Annotated in this window: 18 protein-coding genes; 13 read left to right on the top strand and 5 right to left on the bottom strand. The window is 41.4% G+C overall.

Annotated features, from left to right (window positions below):
* Positions 1-50 precede the first annotated feature (50 nt).
* Positions 51-527, top strand: coding sequence for a transcription elongation factor GreA (gene greA / locus A6B41_RS07290; protein WP_027074296.1), 477 nt, complete (start codon positions 51-53; stop codon positions 525-527).
* Between the two features lie 68 nt (positions 528-595).
* On the opposite strand, the gene ndk is transcribed toward greA, so the two are convergent.
* A complete protein-coding gene (gene ndk / locus A6B41_RS07285) occupies positions 596-1,012 on the bottom strand; it encodes a nucleoside-diphosphate kinase (RefSeq protein ID WP_027074297.1) in 417 nt (138 codons plus the stop codon).
* 10 nt (positions 1,013-1,022) lie between these two features.
* On the bottom strand, positions 1,023-3,137 hold the full coding sequence (metG, locus tag A6B41_RS07280; RefSeq protein ID WP_257792937.1) for a methionine--tRNA ligase: 2,115 nt from the start codon (positions 3,135-3,137) through the stop codon (positions 1,023-1,025).
* Between the two features lie 106 nt (positions 3,138-3,243).
* Between metG and menC the strand changes: the two genes are divergently transcribed.
* The 3 genes from menC (at position 3,244) to A6B41_RS07265 (ending at position 6,305) form a co-directional block, all read left to right on the top strand.
* A complete protein-coding gene (gene menC, locus A6B41_RS07275) occupies positions 3,244-4,200 on the top strand; it encodes an o-succinylbenzoate synthase (protein WP_027074299.1) in 957 nt (318 codons plus the stop codon).
* 228 nt (positions 4,201-4,428) lie between these two features.
* A complete protein-coding gene (gene rsuA / locus A6B41_RS07270) occupies positions 4,429-5,121 on the top strand; it encodes a 16S rRNA pseudouridine(516) synthase RsuA (protein WP_027074300.1) in 693 nt (230 codons plus the stop codon).
* A complete protein-coding gene (locus A6B41_RS07265) occupies positions 5,121-6,305 on the top strand; it encodes a Bcr/CflA family multidrug efflux MFS transporter (RefSeq protein WP_027074301.1) in 1,185 nt (394 codons plus the stop codon). Before rsuA ends, A6B41_RS07265 begins: the two co-directional genes overlap by 1 nt.
* Positions 6,306-6,334: 29 nt before the next feature.
* On the opposite strand, the gene rlmD is transcribed toward A6B41_RS07265, so the two are convergent.
* The gene (gene rlmD / locus A6B41_RS07260) at positions 6,335-7,651 is read right to left on the bottom strand and encodes a 23S rRNA (uracil(1939)-C(5))-methyltransferase RlmD (protein WP_027074302.1); all 1,317 of its coding nucleotides are present in this window, start codon (positions 7,649-7,651) and stop codon (positions 6,335-6,337) included.
* Positions 7,652-7,721: 70 nt separating this feature from the next.
* Here rlmD and A6B41_RS07255 point away from each other — a divergent pair, with 70 nt between their 5' ends.
* The 4 genes from A6B41_RS07255 (at position 7,722) to rluA (ending at position 13,257) form a co-directional block, all read left to right on the top strand.
* Positions 7,722-9,047: an anti-phage deoxyguanosine triphosphatase gene (locus A6B41_RS07255; RefSeq protein ID WP_027074303.1), complete on the top strand. Its 1,326-nt coding sequence runs from the start codon at positions 7,722-7,724 to the stop codon at positions 9,045-9,047.
* Between the two features lie 60 nt (positions 9,048-9,107).
* Positions 9,108-9,464 (top strand): hypothetical protein, encoded by a 357-nt coding sequence (locus tag A6B41_RS07250; RefSeq protein WP_027074304.1) that lies wholly within the window; start codon positions 9,108-9,110, stop codon positions 9,462-9,464.
* A gap of 195 nt (positions 9,465-9,659) precedes the next feature.
* Positions 9,660-12,572 carry an RNA polymerase-associated protein RapA gene (gene rapA / locus A6B41_RS07245; RefSeq protein ID WP_027074305.1) on the top strand — a complete coding sequence of 971 codons (2,913 nt, stop codon included), beginning with the start codon at positions 9,660-9,662 and terminating at the stop codon, positions 12,570-12,572.
* 16 nt (positions 12,573-12,588) lie between these two features.
* The gene (gene rluA, locus A6B41_RS07240; RefSeq protein WP_027074306.1) at positions 12,589-13,257 is read left to right on the top strand and encodes a bifunctional tRNA pseudouridine(32) synthase/23S rRNA pseudouridine(746) synthase RluA; all 669 of its coding nucleotides are present in this window, start codon (positions 12,589-12,591) and stop codon (positions 13,255-13,257) included.
* Here rluA and ampD read toward each other — a convergent pair whose 3' ends face one another.
* Positions 13,258-13,809 (bottom strand): 1,6-anhydro-N-acetylmuramyl-L-alanine amidase AmpD, encoded by a 552-nt coding sequence (gene ampD / locus A6B41_RS07235; RefSeq protein WP_027074307.1) that lies wholly within the window; start codon positions 13,807-13,809, stop codon positions 13,258-13,260. It lies immediately after the preceding gene.
* 63 nt (positions 13,810-13,872) lie between these two features.
* Here ampD and A6B41_RS07230 point away from each other — a divergent pair, with 63 nt between their 5' ends.
* The 5 genes from A6B41_RS07230 to A6B41_RS07210 all read left to right on the top strand — a co-directional run bounded on the left by A6B41_RS07230 (position 13,873) and on the right by A6B41_RS07210 (position 17,961).
* Positions 13,873-14,718: a 23S rRNA (adenine(2030)-N(6))-methyltransferase RlmJ gene (locus tag A6B41_RS07230; RefSeq protein WP_027074308.1), complete on the top strand. Its 846-nt coding sequence runs from the start codon at positions 13,873-13,875 to the stop codon at positions 14,716-14,718.
* 112 nt (positions 14,719-14,830) lie between these two features.
* On the top strand, positions 14,831-15,472 hold the full coding sequence (gene pyrE / locus A6B41_RS07225) for an orotate phosphoribosyltransferase (RefSeq protein ID WP_027074309.1): 642 nt from the start codon (positions 14,831-14,833) through the stop codon (positions 15,470-15,472).
* Positions 15,473-15,595: 123 nt separating this feature from the next.
* Complete coding sequence (locus A6B41_RS07220; RefSeq protein WP_027074310.1) at positions 15,596-16,684, top strand: 5-methyltetrahydropteroyltriglutamate--homocysteine S-methyltransferase; 1,089 nt, start codon at positions 15,596-15,598, stop codon at positions 16,682-16,684.
* 96 nt (positions 16,685-16,780) lie between these two features.
* Entirely contained in the window at positions 16,781-17,134 is a 354-nt protein-coding gene (locus A6B41_RS07215; RefSeq protein ID WP_027074311.1) for a helix-turn-helix domain-containing protein, read from the top strand.
* Positions 17,131-17,961: an IS3 family transposase gene (locus A6B41_RS07210; RefSeq protein ID WP_237052514.1), complete on the top strand. Its 831-nt coding sequence runs from the start codon at positions 17,131-17,133 to the stop codon at positions 17,959-17,961. Before A6B41_RS07215 ends, A6B41_RS07210 begins: the two co-directional genes overlap by 4 nt.
* Before the next feature lie 67 nt (positions 17,962-18,028).
* Here A6B41_RS07210 and metC read toward each other — a convergent pair whose 3' ends face one another.
* Positions 18,029-19,219 carry a cystathionine beta-lyase gene (gene metC / locus A6B41_RS07205; protein WP_027074313.1) on the bottom strand — a complete coding sequence of 397 codons (1,191 nt, stop codon included), beginning with the start codon at positions 19,217-19,219 and terminating at the stop codon, positions 18,029-18,031.
* Positions 19,220-19,254: the final 35 nt, after the last annotated feature.

Raw genomic sequence — 19,254 nt, 5'->3', positions numbered from 1 at the left:
CTTTCAATTTCATTCGTAAACCGATAATTTTTAGTAAGGAAATAGATTTAATGAAACAAATTCCTATGACTGTGCGTGGTGCAGAGCAACTACGTGAAGAATTGGATTTTTTGAAAAATGTGCGTCGTCCGCAAATTATTGATGCAATCGCAGAAGCTCGTGAACACGGTGATTTAAAAGAAAACGCCGAATATCATGCTGCACGTGAGCAGCAAGGATTCTGTGAAGGTCGTATTCAAGAAATTGAAGGTAAGTTAGGTAATGCTCAAATTATTGATGTCACCAAAATGGCGAATAACGGCAAAGTGATTTTTGGGGCAACTGTTGAGTTAGTGAACACAGATACTGATGAGGAAGTGACTTATCGTATAGTGGGTGATGATGAAGCGAATATTAAGGAAGGCTTAATTTCGGTCAATTCACCGATTGCCCGTGGATTAATCGGCAAAGAAGTGGATGATTCCGTTAGTATTACCACCCCGGGCGGTAAAGTTGAATTTGATATTGTGGGCGTAGAATATATTTAGTTGCTCTCTAAAAAATTTAAAGCCATTTGAGGGAACTCAAATGGCTTTTTTGCTATTTAAACAATACGTTAAACAATCTCACTCGGCACGAAGAAATAGGCGATTTCTCGTTTGGCAGAGTCTTCCGAATCTGAACCATGAACGGAATTTTCACGCATACTTAATGCATATAAATCACGAATTGTGCCTTTTTCACGATTCTCCGGGTTTGTTGCGCCCATTAATGTGCGGTAGTGAGAAATTGCCTCTTCACCTTCTAAAACAGACACTACAATCGGACCGGAGATCATAAAATCTACTAAAGGCTCAAAAAATTCTTTGCCTTTGTGTTCTGCATAAAAGCCTTCGGCTTGTTCACGTGTAAGGTGAAGACGCTTGAGGGCTTTAACCGTTAAACCTGCCGATTCTAAATGTGCCAGAATCTTGCCGATAAGATTGCGGCGGGTTGCATCGGGTTTTATGATAGAAAGGGTTTGTTGGATCATATAGTTTCTCCTATTTCACCTGCATTCCCGGTTGTACACCGCTATCTGCATCTAGCAAGAATAAATTTGCACCGCCTGAGCCGGCTGATAAGATCATTCCCTCAGACAAGCCAAATGACATTTTGCGTGGTGCAAGATTCGCAATTACAATTACGAAACGTCCGATCAACTCTTCCGGGTTCGGGTAGGCTGCTTTAATGCCTGAAAACACCTGACGTTTATGGTCGCCTAAATCCAGTTCAAAGCGGAGCATTTTGTCTGATTTCGGCACTGCTTCGCAGTTTAATACTTTCGCTGCTCGTAAATCTAATTTAGCGAAATCATCAATGGTGATTTCAGGTGCAATCGGTTCAATTGCAGAATTTTCTTGATTTTCCACCGCTTGTTTTCCTTTTTCTGTTTTGTTAGATTCTTTGCTCGGCTCTTTGTTAGCTTCCGCAAATAACGCTTTGGTTTCTTCAATTACCGCATCAATTTGTTTTTTCTCAAGGCGAGAGAATAACGCCTTAAATGGCGAAAGGGTATGCCCTAATAACGGATTGGCGATGTTATCCCACGTTAATGTGGTCTGTAAAAATGCCTCTGAACGTTCTGCCAGTTGCGGTAGTACAGGTTTTAAGTAGCTCATTAAAATACGGAATAACTCAATACCCATTGAGCAAACCGCTTGTAATTCCGCATCTTTGCCTTCTTCTTTTGCGATCACCCAAGGAGCTTTGTCGTCAATATATTTATTCGCTTTATCGGTTAACTCCATAATTACACGAATTGCCTTGTTAAATTCACGGCTTTCATAGTAATTGGCAATGGTGTCCGCTTGAGCGATAAAATCGTTGAAAAGTGCCTGATCATCCAATTTATCTGCTAATTTACCCTCAAAACGTTTGGTAATAAAGCCTGCATTACGGGAAGCAAGATTCACCAATTTATTGACGATATCGCTATTTACACGTTGTATAAAATCTTCAAGACTGAAGTCTAAATCTTCAATGCGGTCGTTTAATTTTGCCGCATAGTAGTAACGCAAACATTCCGGATCGATATGCTTTAAATAGGTACCGGCTTGAATGAATGTGCCACGAGATTTCGACATTTTCGCTCCATCTACCGTTACATAACCGTGAGCGAATACATTCGTTGGCTTGCGATAACCGCTGCCTTCTAACATTGCCGGCCAGAACAGACTGTGGAAATAGACAATATCTTTGCCGATAAAGTGATAAAGCTCGGTCTGCGAATCTTTCTGCCAAAATTCCTCAAAGTTAATGCCTTTGCGGTCGCATAAATTTTTAAACGATGCTATATAGCCGATAGGCGCATCGAGCCATACATAGAAGAATTTGCCCGGTGCATCGGGAATTTCAAAGCCGAAATAAGGGGCATCACGGCTGATGTCCCATTGCTGTAAGCCACTTTCAAACCACTCTTGCATTTTGTTAGCAATTTCAGATTGTAACGAGCCGGAGCGAGTCCACTCTTTTAACATTCCTTCAAAGCTTGGTAAATCAAAGAAGAAATGCTCAGATTCTTTCACCACCGGCGTTGAGCCGGAAACTGCCGAACGTGGATTAATCAAATCCATCGGGCTATAAGTAGAGGCACACACTTCGCAATTATCGCCATATTGATCTTCTGCTTTACATTTCGGGCAAGTGCCTTTCACAAAACGATCCGGCAGGAACATATTTTTTTCAGGATCAAAAAGCTGTGAAATGACTTTGCTCTTAATAAAACCGTTGGCTCGTAATTTTTTATAGATTTCGGTGGTGATTTCACGGTTTTCTTCGCTGTGGGTAGAGTGATAATTATCAAAGCTGATATTAAAGCCTTCAAAATCGGCAATATGATCTGCTTTGGCTTTTTCGATAAGTTGCTCAGGAGTAATACCTAATTTATTGGCGTTAAGCATAATCGGTGTGCCGTGTGCATCATCGGCACAGACAAAATGTACTTCATTGCCACGCATACGTTGAAAACGCACCCAAATATCCGCTTGAATATGCTCAAGCATATGACCTAAATGAATTGCACCGTTAGCATAAGGCAAGGCACAAGTAACAAGCATTTTTCGTTTTTGATTAGACATTCTTTTTCTCATTAATTTTCGGTAAAAATTGTCAGTTATTTTAGCAAAAAGGTGGAGGACTTTCCAGCAAGCTAAATTTATTAGAGCTTTGTGCCAACAAGCGGTAGAATAATCATTAAATTTTGCAAATGATTGGGGATAATCAATGCGACAAATTCAGCTTTATCGCTACCGCTTACCGATTCAAACAGGCGTGGTATTACGCAAACAGACTTTAACTGAACGGACAGGCTTACTCGTTAAACTTCAGCAAGATGAGCAAATCGGCTGGGGGGAAATTGCACCGTTACCAACATTTAGTAAAGAGTCGTTAGAACAAGCGGAACATCAAGCCAAAGCGTGGCTGAAAGCGTGGCAAATCGGGCAAGAAACAGAATTTAATTCCCTGTTCCCCTCAGTTGCTTTTGGGTTAAGCTGTGCATTGGCGGAATTGAATGGAGAATTGGGCGAGCAAGGCAATTATCAATCTGCCGTTTTATGCTATGGTGATTTTTCAAAATTTCAGCCTACGGTTAGGCTTGGTAAATTAAAAATCGGCGTAGATCCTGCAAGCGAGGGCGAACAAGCAAATCTATTGCTGAACACTTTCCCGAATTTACAACTCAGGCTTGATGCCAACCGCCTATGGAGCTTAGAACAAGCGGTCCAATTTGCCGAAAAAATTGCAAATGTAAACAAGCCCAGAATCCAATTTATTGAAGAACCTTGCCAAACAGCTGAACTGTCTCGCCAATTTGCCGAGCAAACCAACATTGCGATAGCGTGGGATGAAACAGTACGAGAACCGAATCTTGTGGTAAAAAAAGAGAAAAATTTGACCGCTATTGTGCTAAAACCGACGCTTATCGGCTCCATTGAAAAATGCAAAATGTTAATTGAGCAAGCTCATCAGTTGGGCATTGCTGCGGTCATCAGTTCAAGCCTTGAAAGTAGTTTAGGGCTAACTCAGCTTGCAAGGCTTGCTTTTCAATACACCCCAAACAGTAAGCCGGGGTTAGATACGCTGAATTTAATGCAGCATCAATTATTGAGAGAATGGCAGGGTTCAACCTTACCGCTTGTGGACGAACAGAGCCAATTTGTGTGGGAAGTTGTGGTATAATTGTGGGCAATTTTTAAAAGAATGTAGCTCCCCTCTTTAGCAAAGAGGGGAGGGGAGATTTGGCAGAAGTAATAAACGGAGAAAATAGCTTTTGAAATTATCAATATTATTGATTCTTGCATTATTTGTTTATTCTCTTCGCTAGTCTTTCCTGCCAAATCTCTCCTAGCCCCTCTTTGCTAAAGAGGGGAACGTGTCCAAATGTAAATTATAAAGAAAAGAGAAACTATGCGTTTAGATAAATTCATTGCCGAAAATACCGGCTTAACCCGTTCCCAAGCAGCGAAAGTATTGAAAAGCGGCGAAGTTACCGTCAATGGTAAAATTGAAAAAAGCGGAGCAGCAAAAATTAGCCAAGACGATGAAATTTGTTACCAAGGTGAACGTCTTAATTGGATGGAAGAAGGGCAGTATTTTATGCTCTATAAACCACAAGGCTATATTTGTTCCCATGATGATGGTGGATATCCAACCGTATTCCATTTTTTTGACTATCCGTTGATGAGCAAATTACATACTGCCGGACGATTAGATGTGGATACTACAGGGTTAGTATTATTAACCGATGATGGAAAATGGTCGCATCGTGTTACCTCGCCCAAATACCATTGCGAGAAAACGTATCTGGTAACACTTGCCGATCCTGTAGAAGATTTTTATGCAGAAAAATTAGCGGAAGGCATTTTGCTGCGTGGCGAAAAAGACCCGACGTTGCCTGCTCAACTTGAGATTTTAGATGATTACAATGTTAACCTCACTATCAGTGAAGGGCGTTACCATCAAGTAAAACGTATGTTTGCTGCCTTAGGTAATAAAGTTGAGGCTTTACACCGTTGGCGAATTGGCGATGTAGTGTTAGATGAAGAGTTAGCTGAGGGGGAATTCCGCCCGCTTACACAAACAGAAATTGAGAGTTTTTGATGGAAAATAAAAGACCCGAACCCAGTTTTTTTATCATTTTAGGGATGATGGCAATGCTACCGCCTTTGGCGATTGATATGTACTTGCCCTCATTTTTGGATATCGCTAAAGATTTAGCGATATCGCAAGAAAAGGTACAAACTACCTTGGCGGTATTCACTTTAGGCTTCGGTTGTGGGCAGCTTTTCTGGGGACCGATGGCAGACAGCTTTGGTCGAAAGGTAATTATTTTAATCGGGCTGATAGGCTCGGCGATCGCCGCTTATTTTCTTACTCAAGTGGAAAATATCGAAACCTTTTATCTGTTACGCTTAATTCAAGGTTTGTGTGCCGCTGCACCGGCAGTTGTGCTAGGGGCATTAGTGCGGGACTTGTTCGAGAAGAATCTGTTTGCCAGATTAATGTCGGTAATTATGATTATTTCAATGCTTGCTCCACTGCTCGCTCCGATTATTGGCGGCTATGTTGCTAAATATTTCCATTGGCACTCGATTTTTTATGTGCTGGTAGCAATGGGACTGCTTTGTGTAGCGTTGATAAGCTGGAAGATCCCTGAAACTTTGCCTGTGGAAAAACGCTTACCGCTCAGTTTTGGAAAAAGTCTGAAAAATTTCTCTGAACTTTTGTTACATAAACCGACCTTGGGTTATGTCCTTATTGGCGGCTTAACCTTTGCCGGTATTTTCTGTTTTCTCACCTCAGGCTCGATTGTTTACATCGGCATTTACGGCATTTCGAAGGAATATTTTGGTTACTTTTTCGGCTTGAATATGGTGGTGATGGTGATAATGACTGCTATCAACAGCAAAATGGTGGTTAAAGTTGGCTCGGAAAGAATGTTACAAATTGCCTTAGCGTTACAGGTAATCAGCGGAATTTGGCTTGCTTTAGTAGCTCTGTTAGATTTAGGATTCTGGGCGATGGCTCTTGGTGTGCCGTTTTATATCGGAATGCTTTCCACCATCGGCAGCAACGCCTCGGCTGCCATTTTAGACCGCTACCCACAAATGGCAGGCACAGCAAACGGCGTTGCCGGCACGGCACGATTTGGTATTGCTTCGCTTGTTGGGGCAGGGCTTTCCCATATTGCGATTACCAGCGAAGCCCCGATGTTGTATGCAATGGCGTTGTGTACCATTACCGCAGGGGTGGTTTATTATTTTCTCTGTTACCAGAGAAATTAATTAAAAGACTGTTTCAATACTTTTTTTGGCTATTTGCGAAACAACGAAATCGACTCTAAATGCCCTGTGTGAGGGAACATATCAATCATCGCCACTTTTTCCAATCGGTAGCCGAATTGCAGCAGTTTTTCCGCATCTCTCACTAAGGTTGCCGGATTGCAAGAAACATAGACAATTTGCTCGGGGTTTAAGGCTGCAAGGTGGTCTAAACAAAATAATGCCCCGTTGCGTGCCGGGTCGAGTAGCACTTTATTAAAAGGCGCTTTCGCCCACGGTTTATTGGCAAAAGGTTCGTCCAAATTGGTTTGGTAAAATTCCACATTTTTTAGACCGCTTGTAGCCGCATTTAACCGAGCCTGTTCCACCATCGGCTCAACCCCTTCAATACCGACTACCGATTTAGCGATTTTGGCAATCGGGAGAGTGAAATTGCCCATTCCGCAGAATAAGTCGAGCACTCGATCATTTTCATTCAACTCTAGCCATTCAAGGGCTTTTACCACCATTTTTTCATTTAACACGCCGTTTACCTGAATAAAATCACGAATGGAAAAATGCAGTTTCAAACCTTGAATTTCATAATAAGGCAGCTCACCGCACAGATGTTCGAGCTGATTTTCCTCACACATCAGAAAAACGGCGAGCGAATTTTGTGTGGCGAATTGCAGTAAATTTTCACGATCTTGTGCTGATAATTGCCCTAAATGGCGTAAAAAGAGGGCAATAGTATTATCAGCACTGACCAATTCAATATGCCCCAATTTTTTCTTATTTTGCCAATTGGCGACAAGGTGTTGCAGTTTCGAAATCAGGTTTGAGAGTGGCTCAACCAACACTTCACACTCTGCAAGCGGTATGATTTGGTTGGAATTTTGCAAACGAAAACCCATTGCCAATTTGCCGTTTTGGATAGCAATGCTTAATTTGGCACGGCGGCGGTAGGCTTTATCATTGCCTGCAATCATCGGCTGGAAAGCAATGGCTTCGGTTTGCAATTTTTGTAGTCGTTGAAATAGGGCGTTTTGTTTGGCTTCACGTTGCAATTCAAGCGAAATATGCTGCATTTGGCAGCCACCGCATTTGTTGTAAAGTTCACAGCTTGGCATGATGCGATTTGCAGATTTCTTTAGAATTTTGACCGCTTGCCCACGACCATATTGGCGTTTTTCCTCAATCACTTTGAATTCAATTTGCTCATCGGGTAGGGCATTTTCAATAAACCATGTTTTGCCGTTAATTTTGGCAATGCCTAAGCCTTGATAATCCAAAGATTGAATTTGCACGTGTTGTAAAACGGTCTGTTTTGTTGCTTTTTTTGCAGATTTTTCAGAATAAAAAATAGCCATTTAAGATGATAAAATAGTCAAAAATAGGTGTATTATATAAGAAAAGCCTTTTGGGGAAAATGGAGGAAAAATGATTTCATCAGTTTGGACTGAACGCTATTTGAGCGATAAAAAACGCGAAGATGACCACCGATCACCTTTTCAGCGAGATAGAGCAAGGCTTCTGCATTCGGAAGCCTTTCGCTGCTTGCAAGCAAAAACCCAAATTCATGCAGTGGGGGAGGATGATTTTTACCGTACCCGCTTAACTCATTCGTTAGAAGTCGCACAAATCGGCAATAGCTTGCGGGAAAAATTATTAGCGGATTGGAAAGGCTTCCAAGCAGTTTGCTCTGAGCCGAATGTAACAACAGATCCTGAAATTTTAAATGCGTTATTGCCTTCTAGTAGCTTAATTGAGTCTCTCTGTTTTGCTCACGATATCGGGCACCCACCGTTTGGGCATGGTGGCGAAATGGCGTTGAACTATAAAATGTATGCCTTTGGCGGCTTTGAGGGCAATGCACAATCCTTTCGCATTATGACCCAGCTGGAGCCTTACACAGAAAATGCGGGCATGAACTTGGTTCGCCGCACAGTGCTTGGCGTGATTAAATATCCGGCGTTGTTATCAAAAACTTCGCCTGTTAAGCCACCTGAGATTACAGATGCCCGCCATATTAACTTGCACCATTTTCCGCAAAGTAAAGGGATTTATGATGACGACAAGCATTTTTTTGAATGGGTGCTGAAACTGTTAAGCGAAAAAGACAGAATGCAGTTTTGTTCGGTCGAACCGAATAAAGATCCGAACCAGCCGAATAAAACACGTTATAAATCGCTTGATTGCAGCATTATGGAATTAGCCGATGATATTGCTTACGGTGTACACGATTTGGAAGACGCAATTGTGGGCGGAATGGTTACGCCGCAATCTTGGCAAAATGCAGAAAAATTACTGGCTGAATGTGAATCGGACTGGGTGCACGAGCGTCTTGTGGAGATTCGCCAAAAGCTCTTTTCTCAGCATCGCTATGAACGTAAGGATGTGATTGGGGCTTTGGTAAATCATTTCATTACCCATGTACGCTGGCTAGAGCTGCCGGAATTTGACGAGCCTCTGCTTCGTTATAACGCTTATTTGCCGGCAAATGTAGCGTGCGTGCTGAAAATTCTTAAAGATTTTGTCTATCAATATGTCATTTGCGATGTAAAAACTCAGCGGGTAGAGCGCAAAGGGCAACGAATTTTAATGGAGCTGTTTGATATTTTGAGCAGTGATCCGATGAGATTATTGCCGAATAACATCCGTGAACGTTGGAAAAATGCGCACGAAAGTAGGCGTGCAAGGGTGATTTGTGACTATTTGGCGAGTATGTCTGACGGCCAAGCTTTTAAACTTTATGAAAGTTTGTAATGAACTAAATTGATTTGTTAAAGTCTGAAGTAAGAGCTTTACTTTTAATAGGAGATTATAATGAAAGCTATCACAAAAACATTAGTTATTTTAACCCCATTTTTATCAGCAACTGCTTTTGCAGGTAATCCAATTCCGGCTGAAATTTATCAACCGCAAGGCGAAATGGTGAAATCTGAACGTCAGAAAGATGGGGACTTTGAGGTAGAATACAAAGTTCAAAGCAAGGATGTGCGTGGATTAGCCGAAAAAGCGACAGATCATGCTAAAAGCCAAGGTTTCACCGTGCTGGAGTCTAAAATTAATAATGACGATGCAGATTTAAAATTCAAACGTGGCACACAAGAGTTGGATGTCGATATTGAAACTAAAGGCAACCATATTGAATATAAAGCAGAATTAGATGCTAAAAAATAATTTGCAAAATTAAAACTAAAAAAGACCGCTTGTAAGATAACCTATATTACAAGCGGTCTTTTTATTGCTCGCTGGCGTTCAAACCTCAAGCGTTTGTCGCGTTTTTGCAAAAATAGTCGAGCGGGATAATAAGAGAATTTGATAAAATACTAACTTAAATAACAATAATGACATTTAACTATTTAGAGGAAAAGGATGTTTGTAGTCGGTCAACGTTGGCTAAGTGAATCAGAAAATAATTTAGGTTTAGGCATTGTAAAGGCGGTAGATAACCGCACAGTAACACTTCATTTCCCGGCAGCAGAGGAAGAGCGTGTTTATGCTATTTCAGCGGCACCTTTGGCTCGTGTGCAATTTCAAGCGGGGGACCGAATCACCAGCCTTGACGGATGGCAGCTTGAGGTGAGCGATGTGGTTGAAAATCAAGGTGCCGTTATTTATTTAGGTAAACGGGTAGATAATAACGAAGAAGCTGTGCTACCTGAAATGCTGCTCGATCATAAAATCAGTTTTAGCAAGCCGCAAGATAGATTGTTTTCCGCTCAAATTGATAGAAGTGATCGTTTTGCATTACGTTTTCGAGCGTTGGAACATCAACAGGCGCAATACCAATCACCTCTACGCGGCTTACGCGGTATTCGTGTGAGCCTCATTCCCCACCAGCTTCATATTGCCAAAGAAGTGGGACAGCGACTTTCGCCTCGCGTGTTGTTAGCCGATGAAGTCGGATTAGGCAAAACCATCGAAGCCGGAATGATTTTACAGCAACAGCTTTTTTCCGGACGAGCAGAGAGGGTTCTTGTGCTTGTGCCGGAAAGTTTACAACATCAATGGCTGGTAGAAATGCTTCGCCGCTTTAATCTTAAATTCTCTCTTTTTGATGAGGAACGCTGCGGCGATTTCGATAAAAAAGATGAAGATGGTGAGGATGTAAATGAAAATCCGTTTGAGAGTGAATCATTGGTGATCACTTCGATTAATTGGCTGGAAACAGCCCCTGCTCGAGCCAAGCAGCTCACCGAGGCCGAGTGGGATTTAATGATTGTGGATGAAGCTCACCATTTGGAATGGTCGGAAAATGTGCCTTCTCTGGCTTATCAGCTGGTTGAACAATTAGCCAAGCAGATTCCGTCTGTACTACTTTTAACAGCAACACCGGAGCAATTAGGACAAGAAAGCCATTTTGCCCGTTTAGCATTATTAGATGCCGATCGCTTTTTTGACTACCAAACTTTTGTTGCCGAGCAAGCCCAATATAAGCCGGTAGCGGATGCGGTAGCAACATTGATCAATGATAAACCGCTCAGTAATGATGAACAAAATGCGATTTCCGAGCTACTAAGCGAGCAAGATACCGAGCCGATGTTCCGTGCTATTAATAGCAAAAAATCGGACGAAAATGACCGCTTGCAAGCCCGTCAAGAGCTTATTAATGAGCTGATTGACCGTCACGGCACTAGCCGGGTATTGTTCCGTAATACCCGCCAAGGTGTAAAAGGCTTTCCGCATCGTGAATATCACCAAATCAGCCTTGAAATGCCCAAGCAGTATGCGAATGCGCTAAAGGTAATGGCGATGATGGGAAGTATTAACCAAAAGGATTTGCTTTACCCGGAATGTTTATTCCAGCGAATGAACCCAAATGCAAAATGGGTAGAGTTTGATCCTCGTATTGAGTGGTTGATTACCTTCTTAAAAAATCATCGTGATGAAAAAGTCTTGGTGATCTGTAAACAAGCCGATACTGCGATAGCGTTAGAGCAGGTTTTACGTGAGCGTGAAGCAATTCGTTCTGCTGTTTTCCACGAAAAAATGTCGATTGTAGAACGAGATAAAGCAGCTGCCTACTTTGCTCAACAGGAAGAGGGAGCGCAGGTACTAATTAGTTCAAGCATTGGATCGGAAGGGAGAAACTTCCAATTTGCTAAAGATTTAGTGCTGTTTAATTTACCGGATAATCCGGATTTATTGGAACAGAGTATCGGACGTTTAGATCGCATTGGGCAAAAAAGTAATATTCAAATTTATGTGCCTTGTTTTAACCATTCGGCGCAACAAATTTTGGCTCAGTGGTATCACCTGGGCTTAAATGCTTTTGAAGAAACTTGTCCGATAGGGACAGCAATTTTCCGAGAGTTAGGCGAAGAACTACAGGGTTTCGTGCAAAATCCTGAAATTTCGGAGCCGTTTAACGACTTTTTAGCGAGAACTTATAAACGCCGGCAGGCATTAAAAGCGGAGCTGGAGAAAGGGCGAGATCGACTTTTAGAGATCAATTCCAATGGCGGTGAAGTTGCTCACCAATTAGCAAATGAGATTGCCCAAGAGGATAATAATCCGCACTTGGTAAGTTTTGCGCTGAATTTATTTGATGTCATCGGCTTAGAGCAAGAAGATTTGGGGGAAAAGAGTATTGTGATTAGCCCAACAGGACACATGCTTGTGCCGGATTTCCCTGGGCTTACAGAGGAGGGAACGACTATTACCTTTGATCGCCAATTGGCCCTAATGCGTGAAGATGTAGAGTTTTTAACCTGGGATCATCCCATGATCCGAAATGGTATTGACTTAATCACTTCCGGTGATATCGGTAAAGTTGCGATTTCTTTGTTGATAAATAAAGGGCTCCCAGCAGGTACATTACTGTTAGAAGCCATTTATGTAGTAGAGGCCCAAGCTCCGAAAGGGTTGAATTTAACTCGGTTCTTGCCGCCTACGCCTATTCGGATTTTGATGGATAATAAAGGTAATAATATTGCACCGCAAGTGTCATTTACAGCCCTTGAACGTCAGCTAAAACCGATGAATAAGCAGATGGCAAATAAAATTGCGAAAATGGCACGTCTTGATATTGAAAAATTGATTAAAGCAAGTGAAAAAGCTATTGTTAGTTTGGCAAAAGAGATTATTGATTCGGCAAAGTTTGAGGCAAATAGCAAATTAAAAGCAGAATTACACCGCTTGGAATCGCTGAAAATGGTAAATAAAAACATTCGAGCAGATGAAGTGGAGGCTCTAGAGCAGCAGTTAAAGGAGACTTTAGCACAGCTTGAAACCGCAAATTACCGTTTAGACTGCTTGCGTGTGATTGTGAGTAATAAAGAGTAGCTTAAAGATAAATAATATGGCATTAATTGAATATAACCCACCGCTTGAGCCTTTTTTAAATGAGGTTTATCGGGACAATCATATTTTAGTGATTAACAAACCGAGCGGACTACTGTCGGTGCCGGGCAATCGCCCGGAATATTTTGACAGTGCGATGACTCGCATTCAGAAAAAATATGGTTTTACCGAGCCGGCTCACCGTTTGGATATGGCAACCAGCGGGATTCTTCTGTTCGCCTTAAGCAAAGCGGCGGAAAAAGAGCTGAAACGTCAATTTCGTGAGCGTGAGCCCCAAAAGCACTATATTGCGTTACTTTGGGGCAAACTAGGCGATAAAGTGGGCGATAAAGGTGAGATGAATTTTCCTTTAATTTGCGATTGGGAAAACCGCCCACGCCAGAAAATTTGTTATGAGCGAGGCAAGAAAGCCATTACTCATTATGAAATTCTAGCACATAATGCCAATAATACGACTCGTGTAAAATTAACACCTATTACCGGGCGCTCGCACCAGTTACGAGTGCATAGTTTGGCATTAGGACATCCCATCATTGGTGATAAATTTTATGCTAATCCGCTGGCAAAAAGCCTATCTCCTCGCTTGTGCCTACACGCAGAATCGCTCACCATTACTCATCCGATTACAGGTGAGCGGATGACTTTTACTGCAGCTCCGGATTTTTAATTATTTCAGTAGGTTTTTGTAGTATTCCCAATCAAAATATTGTCCGGGGTCGATTTTACGATCCGGGGCAATATTGCTATGCCCTGTAATCCGTTCATCAGTAATCTGCGGATAGCTTTTTTGAATCGCTTTAGTCAGTTTGACTAAAGCATGGTATTGGGCTTTAGTAAAAGGCTGATTGTTACTGCCCTCCAGCTCAATACCGATAGAATATTCGTTGCATTTGTCTCTCCCTTCAAAGCAAGAAATGCCCGCGTGCCATGCCATATTATTAAAATTCACATATTGAGTGATTTCGCCTGTGCGATTAATTAAGCAATGGGCTGACACTTTCAATTCTTTAATTTCTTCAAAATAGGGATGGATGCTTGGGTCTAGCGTACCTTGGAAAAAACGATCAATAAAATTCCCTCCAAATTCTTCTGGTGGTAGGCTGATATAGTGAATCACCAGCAGTGAAATATCATTTTCATTCGGCCGTTGGCTGAAATGCGGAGAGGGAACTTGTTTTTGGTTGGTTAAACAACCGTTTTCAATTTTGAATTTTGGCATAGTCTAAAAAGATTGAATCGGGTAGAATGAGGCTTATTTTACTAGATAAAGAGAAGAATATATATGCTAAGTTATCGCCACAGTTTCCATGCAGGAAATCACGCTGATGTGCTAAAACACATTGTTCAGCTGTTGATTTTGCGTTCATTAAAAGAAAAAGAGAAAGGTTTTTTATATCTAGATACGCATTCAGGGGTAGGGCGTTACAGCCTACTCAGTGCTGAATCGGAAAAAACAGGGGAATATTTAGAAGGCGTTGCTCGCTTGTGGGAACGTGATGATTTGCCGGAAGATGTCGCGTTTTATATTAATGAGCTGAAAAAAATCAACCGTGGCGAAAAGTTAAAATATTATGCAGGTTCTCCGCTATTGGCTGTACAGCAATTACGTGAGCAAGATAGAGCTATTTTAACCGAACTTCATCCCAATGATTTCCCACTTTTACGCCAAGAATTTGCTAAAGCGAAAAATGTGCAAACCAAGCGTGAAAACGGTTTCCAACAATTAAAATCAGCCTTGCCACCGAAAGAACGCCGAGGGTTTGTGTTAATCGATCCACCTTATGAACTAAAAGAAGATTATGAACTGGTGGTAAAAGCGATTGAAGAAGGCTACAAACGTTTTGCAACAGGTGTGTATGCGATTTGGTATCCGGTGGTGTTACGCCAACATACTAAACGTATTGTACGTGGTGGTTTGCAGGAAACTGGCATTCGCAAAATTCTGCAAATCGAGTTGGCGGTTCGTCCGGATAGTGATAAACGAGGAATGACCGCAAGTGGAATGATTGTCATCAACCCACCTTGGCAGCTTGAGCAACAGATGAAAAATATTCTGCCTTATTTAACCGAAGTGCTTGTGCCGGAAGGGATGGGTTCTTGGACGGTAGAATGGATTACGCCTGAGTAATTTATACAAATACTTGTGCTTGAATCTTGGCTTTGCCAATCGCTCAGAGAAGCGAGCGTAGTAAGTAAAATTTTTGCTAAAAATAACCGCTTGTCAGAACAGGAAAAAAGATATGCAACAATACAAACACGACTTTATTGAATTTGCTTTAAGCCGTAATGTACTGAAATTTGGTGAATTTGCCTTAAAATCGGGGCGAATTAGCCCCTATTTCTTCAATGCCGGGCTTTTTAACACCGGGCGTGATTTAGCCAAACTAGGCGAATATTACGCACAGGCAATTCAAGCCTCACAGATTGATTATGATGTGCTGTTTGGTCCTGCCTACAAAGGCATTCCGATTGCAACTACTGTTGCGGTGGCTTTAGCTAACCAATTTGATGTGGATAAGCCTTGTTGTTTTAACCGCAAAGAAGCGAAAGATCACGGTGAAGGGGGGAATTTAATCGGCGCACCACTCAAAGGCAAAATTTTATTGGTAGATGATGTGATTACTGCCGGCACAGCAATTCGTGAATCAATGGAAATTATCAATGCAAACAATGCCGAGCTTGCCGGTGTATTAATTGCGTTAAACCGTAAAGAAAAGGGCAAAGGTGAACTCTCTGCGATTCAAGAAGTTGAACGTGATTATGACTGCGAAGTATTTTCCATTGTGGACTTTGATGATTTAGTTGCCTTTATTGAAAAATCCCCACAATACGCCCCTTATTTACCAAAAATGCGTGAATACCGTGAAAAGTATGGTATCTAGATGAAATTTTTTCATCGTAAAGTCAGATAATTTTCAACTTAGTTTGAGGAATTTATCTTGTTCATCCGGCTTAATTCACTTAGGATAAAAACATCATATTAACGTACATTAATTAGGAAGATTATGGCAAACAAAACATTACCTTTCCACGCGGATACCGTGGGTTCATATTTGCGTTCAGATGCTTGGAAAAAAGCACATTCAGATTACAAATCAGGTCAAATTTCTCTTGAAGAGCGTGATGAAGTTATAGAAACTGAGGTTAAAAAATTAGTTGATGCGCAGCTTGAGGCAGGAATCCAAGTGGTAACAGACGGTGAGTACCATCGTTCTTGGTGGCATATTGATTTTTTAGAAAATCTGAATGGCATTGAGGGATATGTGCCGGAAAAAGCTTATGCTTTTAAAGGTGTTGAAGTTCGCCCATATAATACTCGTTGTTGTGGTAAAGTTTCTTGGAATCCAAACCATCCGTTTATTGAGCATTTCAAAAAATTCAATGCAATTGTTGGCGGCCGTGCAGTAGCAAAATTTACTATTCCAAGCCCAAATCAATTAATGTATCCAATTCAATGGGACCACGGTATTTATGCAACGCGTGAGAAATTTGCTAAAGATGTGCAGCAAGCTTATAAAGAGGCGATTAAAGCCTTTTATGAAGCGGGTTGTCGCTATTTGCAGATTGATGATGTTTATTGGGGGTCCTTATGTAATAACTTTGGGCAACCGACATTTGAAGCAGATAAAGCTCAGGCAGTGGCAAATATTCAAGCTATTTTAGCAGATAAGCCGGCAGATATGACTATTACTACCCATGTTTGCCGTGGTAACTATAAATCCTCTTATTTATTAACAGGGGCTTACGATCCAATTGCGGATGGTTTATTCGGTCAAACCAATTATGATGGCTATTTCTTAGAATATGATGATGAGCGTTCAGGAGGATTTGAACCGTTAAAGCATTTTGCCAATAATAAAGGGCGCGTAGTATTAGGCTTAATCAGCTCTAAATTCCCCGAATTGGAAGATAAAGAGCAGATCAAAGCACGCATTCAAGAGGCAGCAAAATATGTACCGTTAGAGCAGCTTTGTTTAAGCCCACAATGCGGTTTTGCTTCGACGGAAGAGGGTAATATTATGTCCGAAGCTCAGCAATGGGCAAAGGTTCGCTTTGTGGAGGAAATTGCTAAAGAAGTTTGGGGCGCAGATTAATTTCTTTATAGTTATAAAAAAGTAAAAATGCCTGATTTTTGATCTGCACCCCAAAAGTTGGACACTTAAACCAACTGATTAAGGTGCAGATTTTTTATGGGTAAACATTATTCAACAGAATTTAAACTCCACGTCATTCAACAAGTGTTAAATCATCAAATGGGAGTGCGGGAAGTGGCTCAGCATTTTTCTATTTCAACCCACTCTTCCGTAGTAATGTGGTTGCAACGCTTTGAAAAATACGGTATCAATGGGCTTTTACGACAACCCAATAAGAAAAAATCTAATATGCCAAAATCCCTATTTGATGGTTCAAAAAAAGTTAAAAATCCCAATGATGTCAATGAATTACTTAAACGCATTGAATACCTTGAGGCGGAAAATGCTTGCTTAAAAAAGCTCAAGGAGTTGGACGAGAAAAAACTCAGGCGGAAAAAAGACATATCGTGAATGCCTTGAAATCACAGTATAAATTACCCTTGTTGCTGAAAATTATGGCGTTACCACGTTCAACCTTTTACTATTCGCCCACAGACACGTCACATCAAGTGATAAGAGCGGAAATTTTAGCCCTTTATCAAGAAAATGAGGGGCGTGACGGCTATCGCATGCTGCGGGCTAAACTCCAGGCAAAAGGGATTTTTATGAGTGGGAAGACGGTACTTTCGCATATGCAGGCATTGAACATTCAGTCACAGGTAAAAGTCAAACGTTGTCAAAAATACGGGAAAACAAGCCATATTGCCCCGAATTTACTTGAACGGGATTTTAACACCAGCAAATTGAAACAGAAACTTGTGACGGATGTGACAGAATTTAGGGTAGGCAATGAGAAGCTGTATTTATCGCCGATGATGGATTTAGCCAATCGTGAAATTATTGCCTATCATATCAGCCGTCGCCCCAATTTTGCTCTGGTGGCCACGATGTTGAAGAAAACACTTGCTCAACTCAGTGAAACGGATGTGCCAATAATCCACAGCGACCAAGGCTGTTTATATGGACTGGCGCGTTGGCGGAAGATGCTGATTCGGGAAGATGGCTCGCCCTATGCGGTTCAAAGCATGAGTCGGCGAGGGAACTGTTATGATAATGCGGTAATGGAAAGCTTTTTTAGCCTATTAAAATCCGAGTGTTTTTATGGGCGCCAATTTACGACGGTTGATGAACTGGAAGACGCATTACACAACCATATTCGGTATTACAATGAACACCGAATTAAGGCGAGCTTAAATAATTTGAGCCCTGTGCAATACAGAGCTCAATATTTAAGTTAATTTATAAACTGTCCAAGTTTATGGGTGCAGATCATTTATCGGGCATTTTTTATAAGTGTTTTACAAGCTATTTGATTCGTTCAAACCCTTGTGCTAAATCCTCAATTAAATCTTCCACAGCTTCCAGACCTACGTGAATACGAATTAATGTACCGGTTAATTTGCGATTAATTGCCGGGCGGATACGCGCAATTTCTTCCGGTTGGTTGGCTAAAATTAAAGATTCAAATCCGCCCCAAGAGTATGCCATTGAAAATAACTCAAAATGTTCTAAGAATTGAGCCAGCTTTTCGTTGGATAACTTTTCGTAAAGTTCAAAGGAAAATAGACCGCTTGAGCCTAGGAAATCACGTTGAAAGAACTCGTGCCCGGGGCAGCTTGAGAGCGCAGGATGGTAAACTGCTTTGACTTCCGGTCGTTCTGTCAACCATTTCGCAATCTCAATGCTGCTCTGTTCGTGTTGTTTTAAGCGGATGCCTAAAGTGCGTAGTCCACGAGCTGTGATATAGGCGGAATCAGCATCCACCATTTGCCCCATTAGATAGGAGCCCTCTCGTAGTTGATCCCAGCAGCGTGCATTCGCAACTGCCGTACCAATCATCACATCGGAGTGACCGACCAAATATTTGGTTCCGGCTTGGATAGAAATATCAATGTCATATTTTAAAGCAGGAAATAGCACGCCGGCAGACCATGTATTATCGATCATAATGATAATATCAGGGTTCACTTCTCGTGCAACTCTGACTAAAGTAGGAATATCAGGTATTTCCATTGTTAATGAACTCGGTGATTCTAAAAATAATACTTTAGTATTAGGCTGTATCAATTTACGTAAATTTTCATCGATCATTGGATCATAGAATGTAGTAGAGATCCCCATTCGCTTTAATACGGCATGACAAAAATCTTGAGTTGGTTCGTAGGCAGCAGCGGTCATTAAGATATTATCGCCTTGTGAAACGAATGCTAAGATAGCATTCGTTACTGCAGCAGCTCCGCAAGGATAAAGGTAGCAACCCACGCCACCTTCTAACTCGCACATTGCTTCTTGCAATGAAAAATGAGTTAGTGTGCCACGGCGACCATAAAATAATGCCCCCTTATAGCGGTTTTGAGTAGCTGTTTTTTTATCTTCAAGAGTATCAAAAACTAATGAGGAAGCACGTTGAATTACACTATTAACAGCTCCTTGGGTATAGCGTTTTTTACGTCCTGTATGCACAAGTTTGGTGGAAAGATTTTTATAGTTTGACATTATATTTCCTTATAGGATTGTTCTTATAAAATAGA

Source organism: Mannheimia granulomatis (assembly GCF_013377255.1).
GTDB classification, from domain to species: Bacteria; Pseudomonadota; Gammaproteobacteria; order Enterobacterales; family Pasteurellaceae; genus Mannheimia; species Mannheimia granulomatis.
Note: the sequence above shows the minus strand (reverse complement) of the source record. Positions and strands in the feature narration are given on the sequence as shown.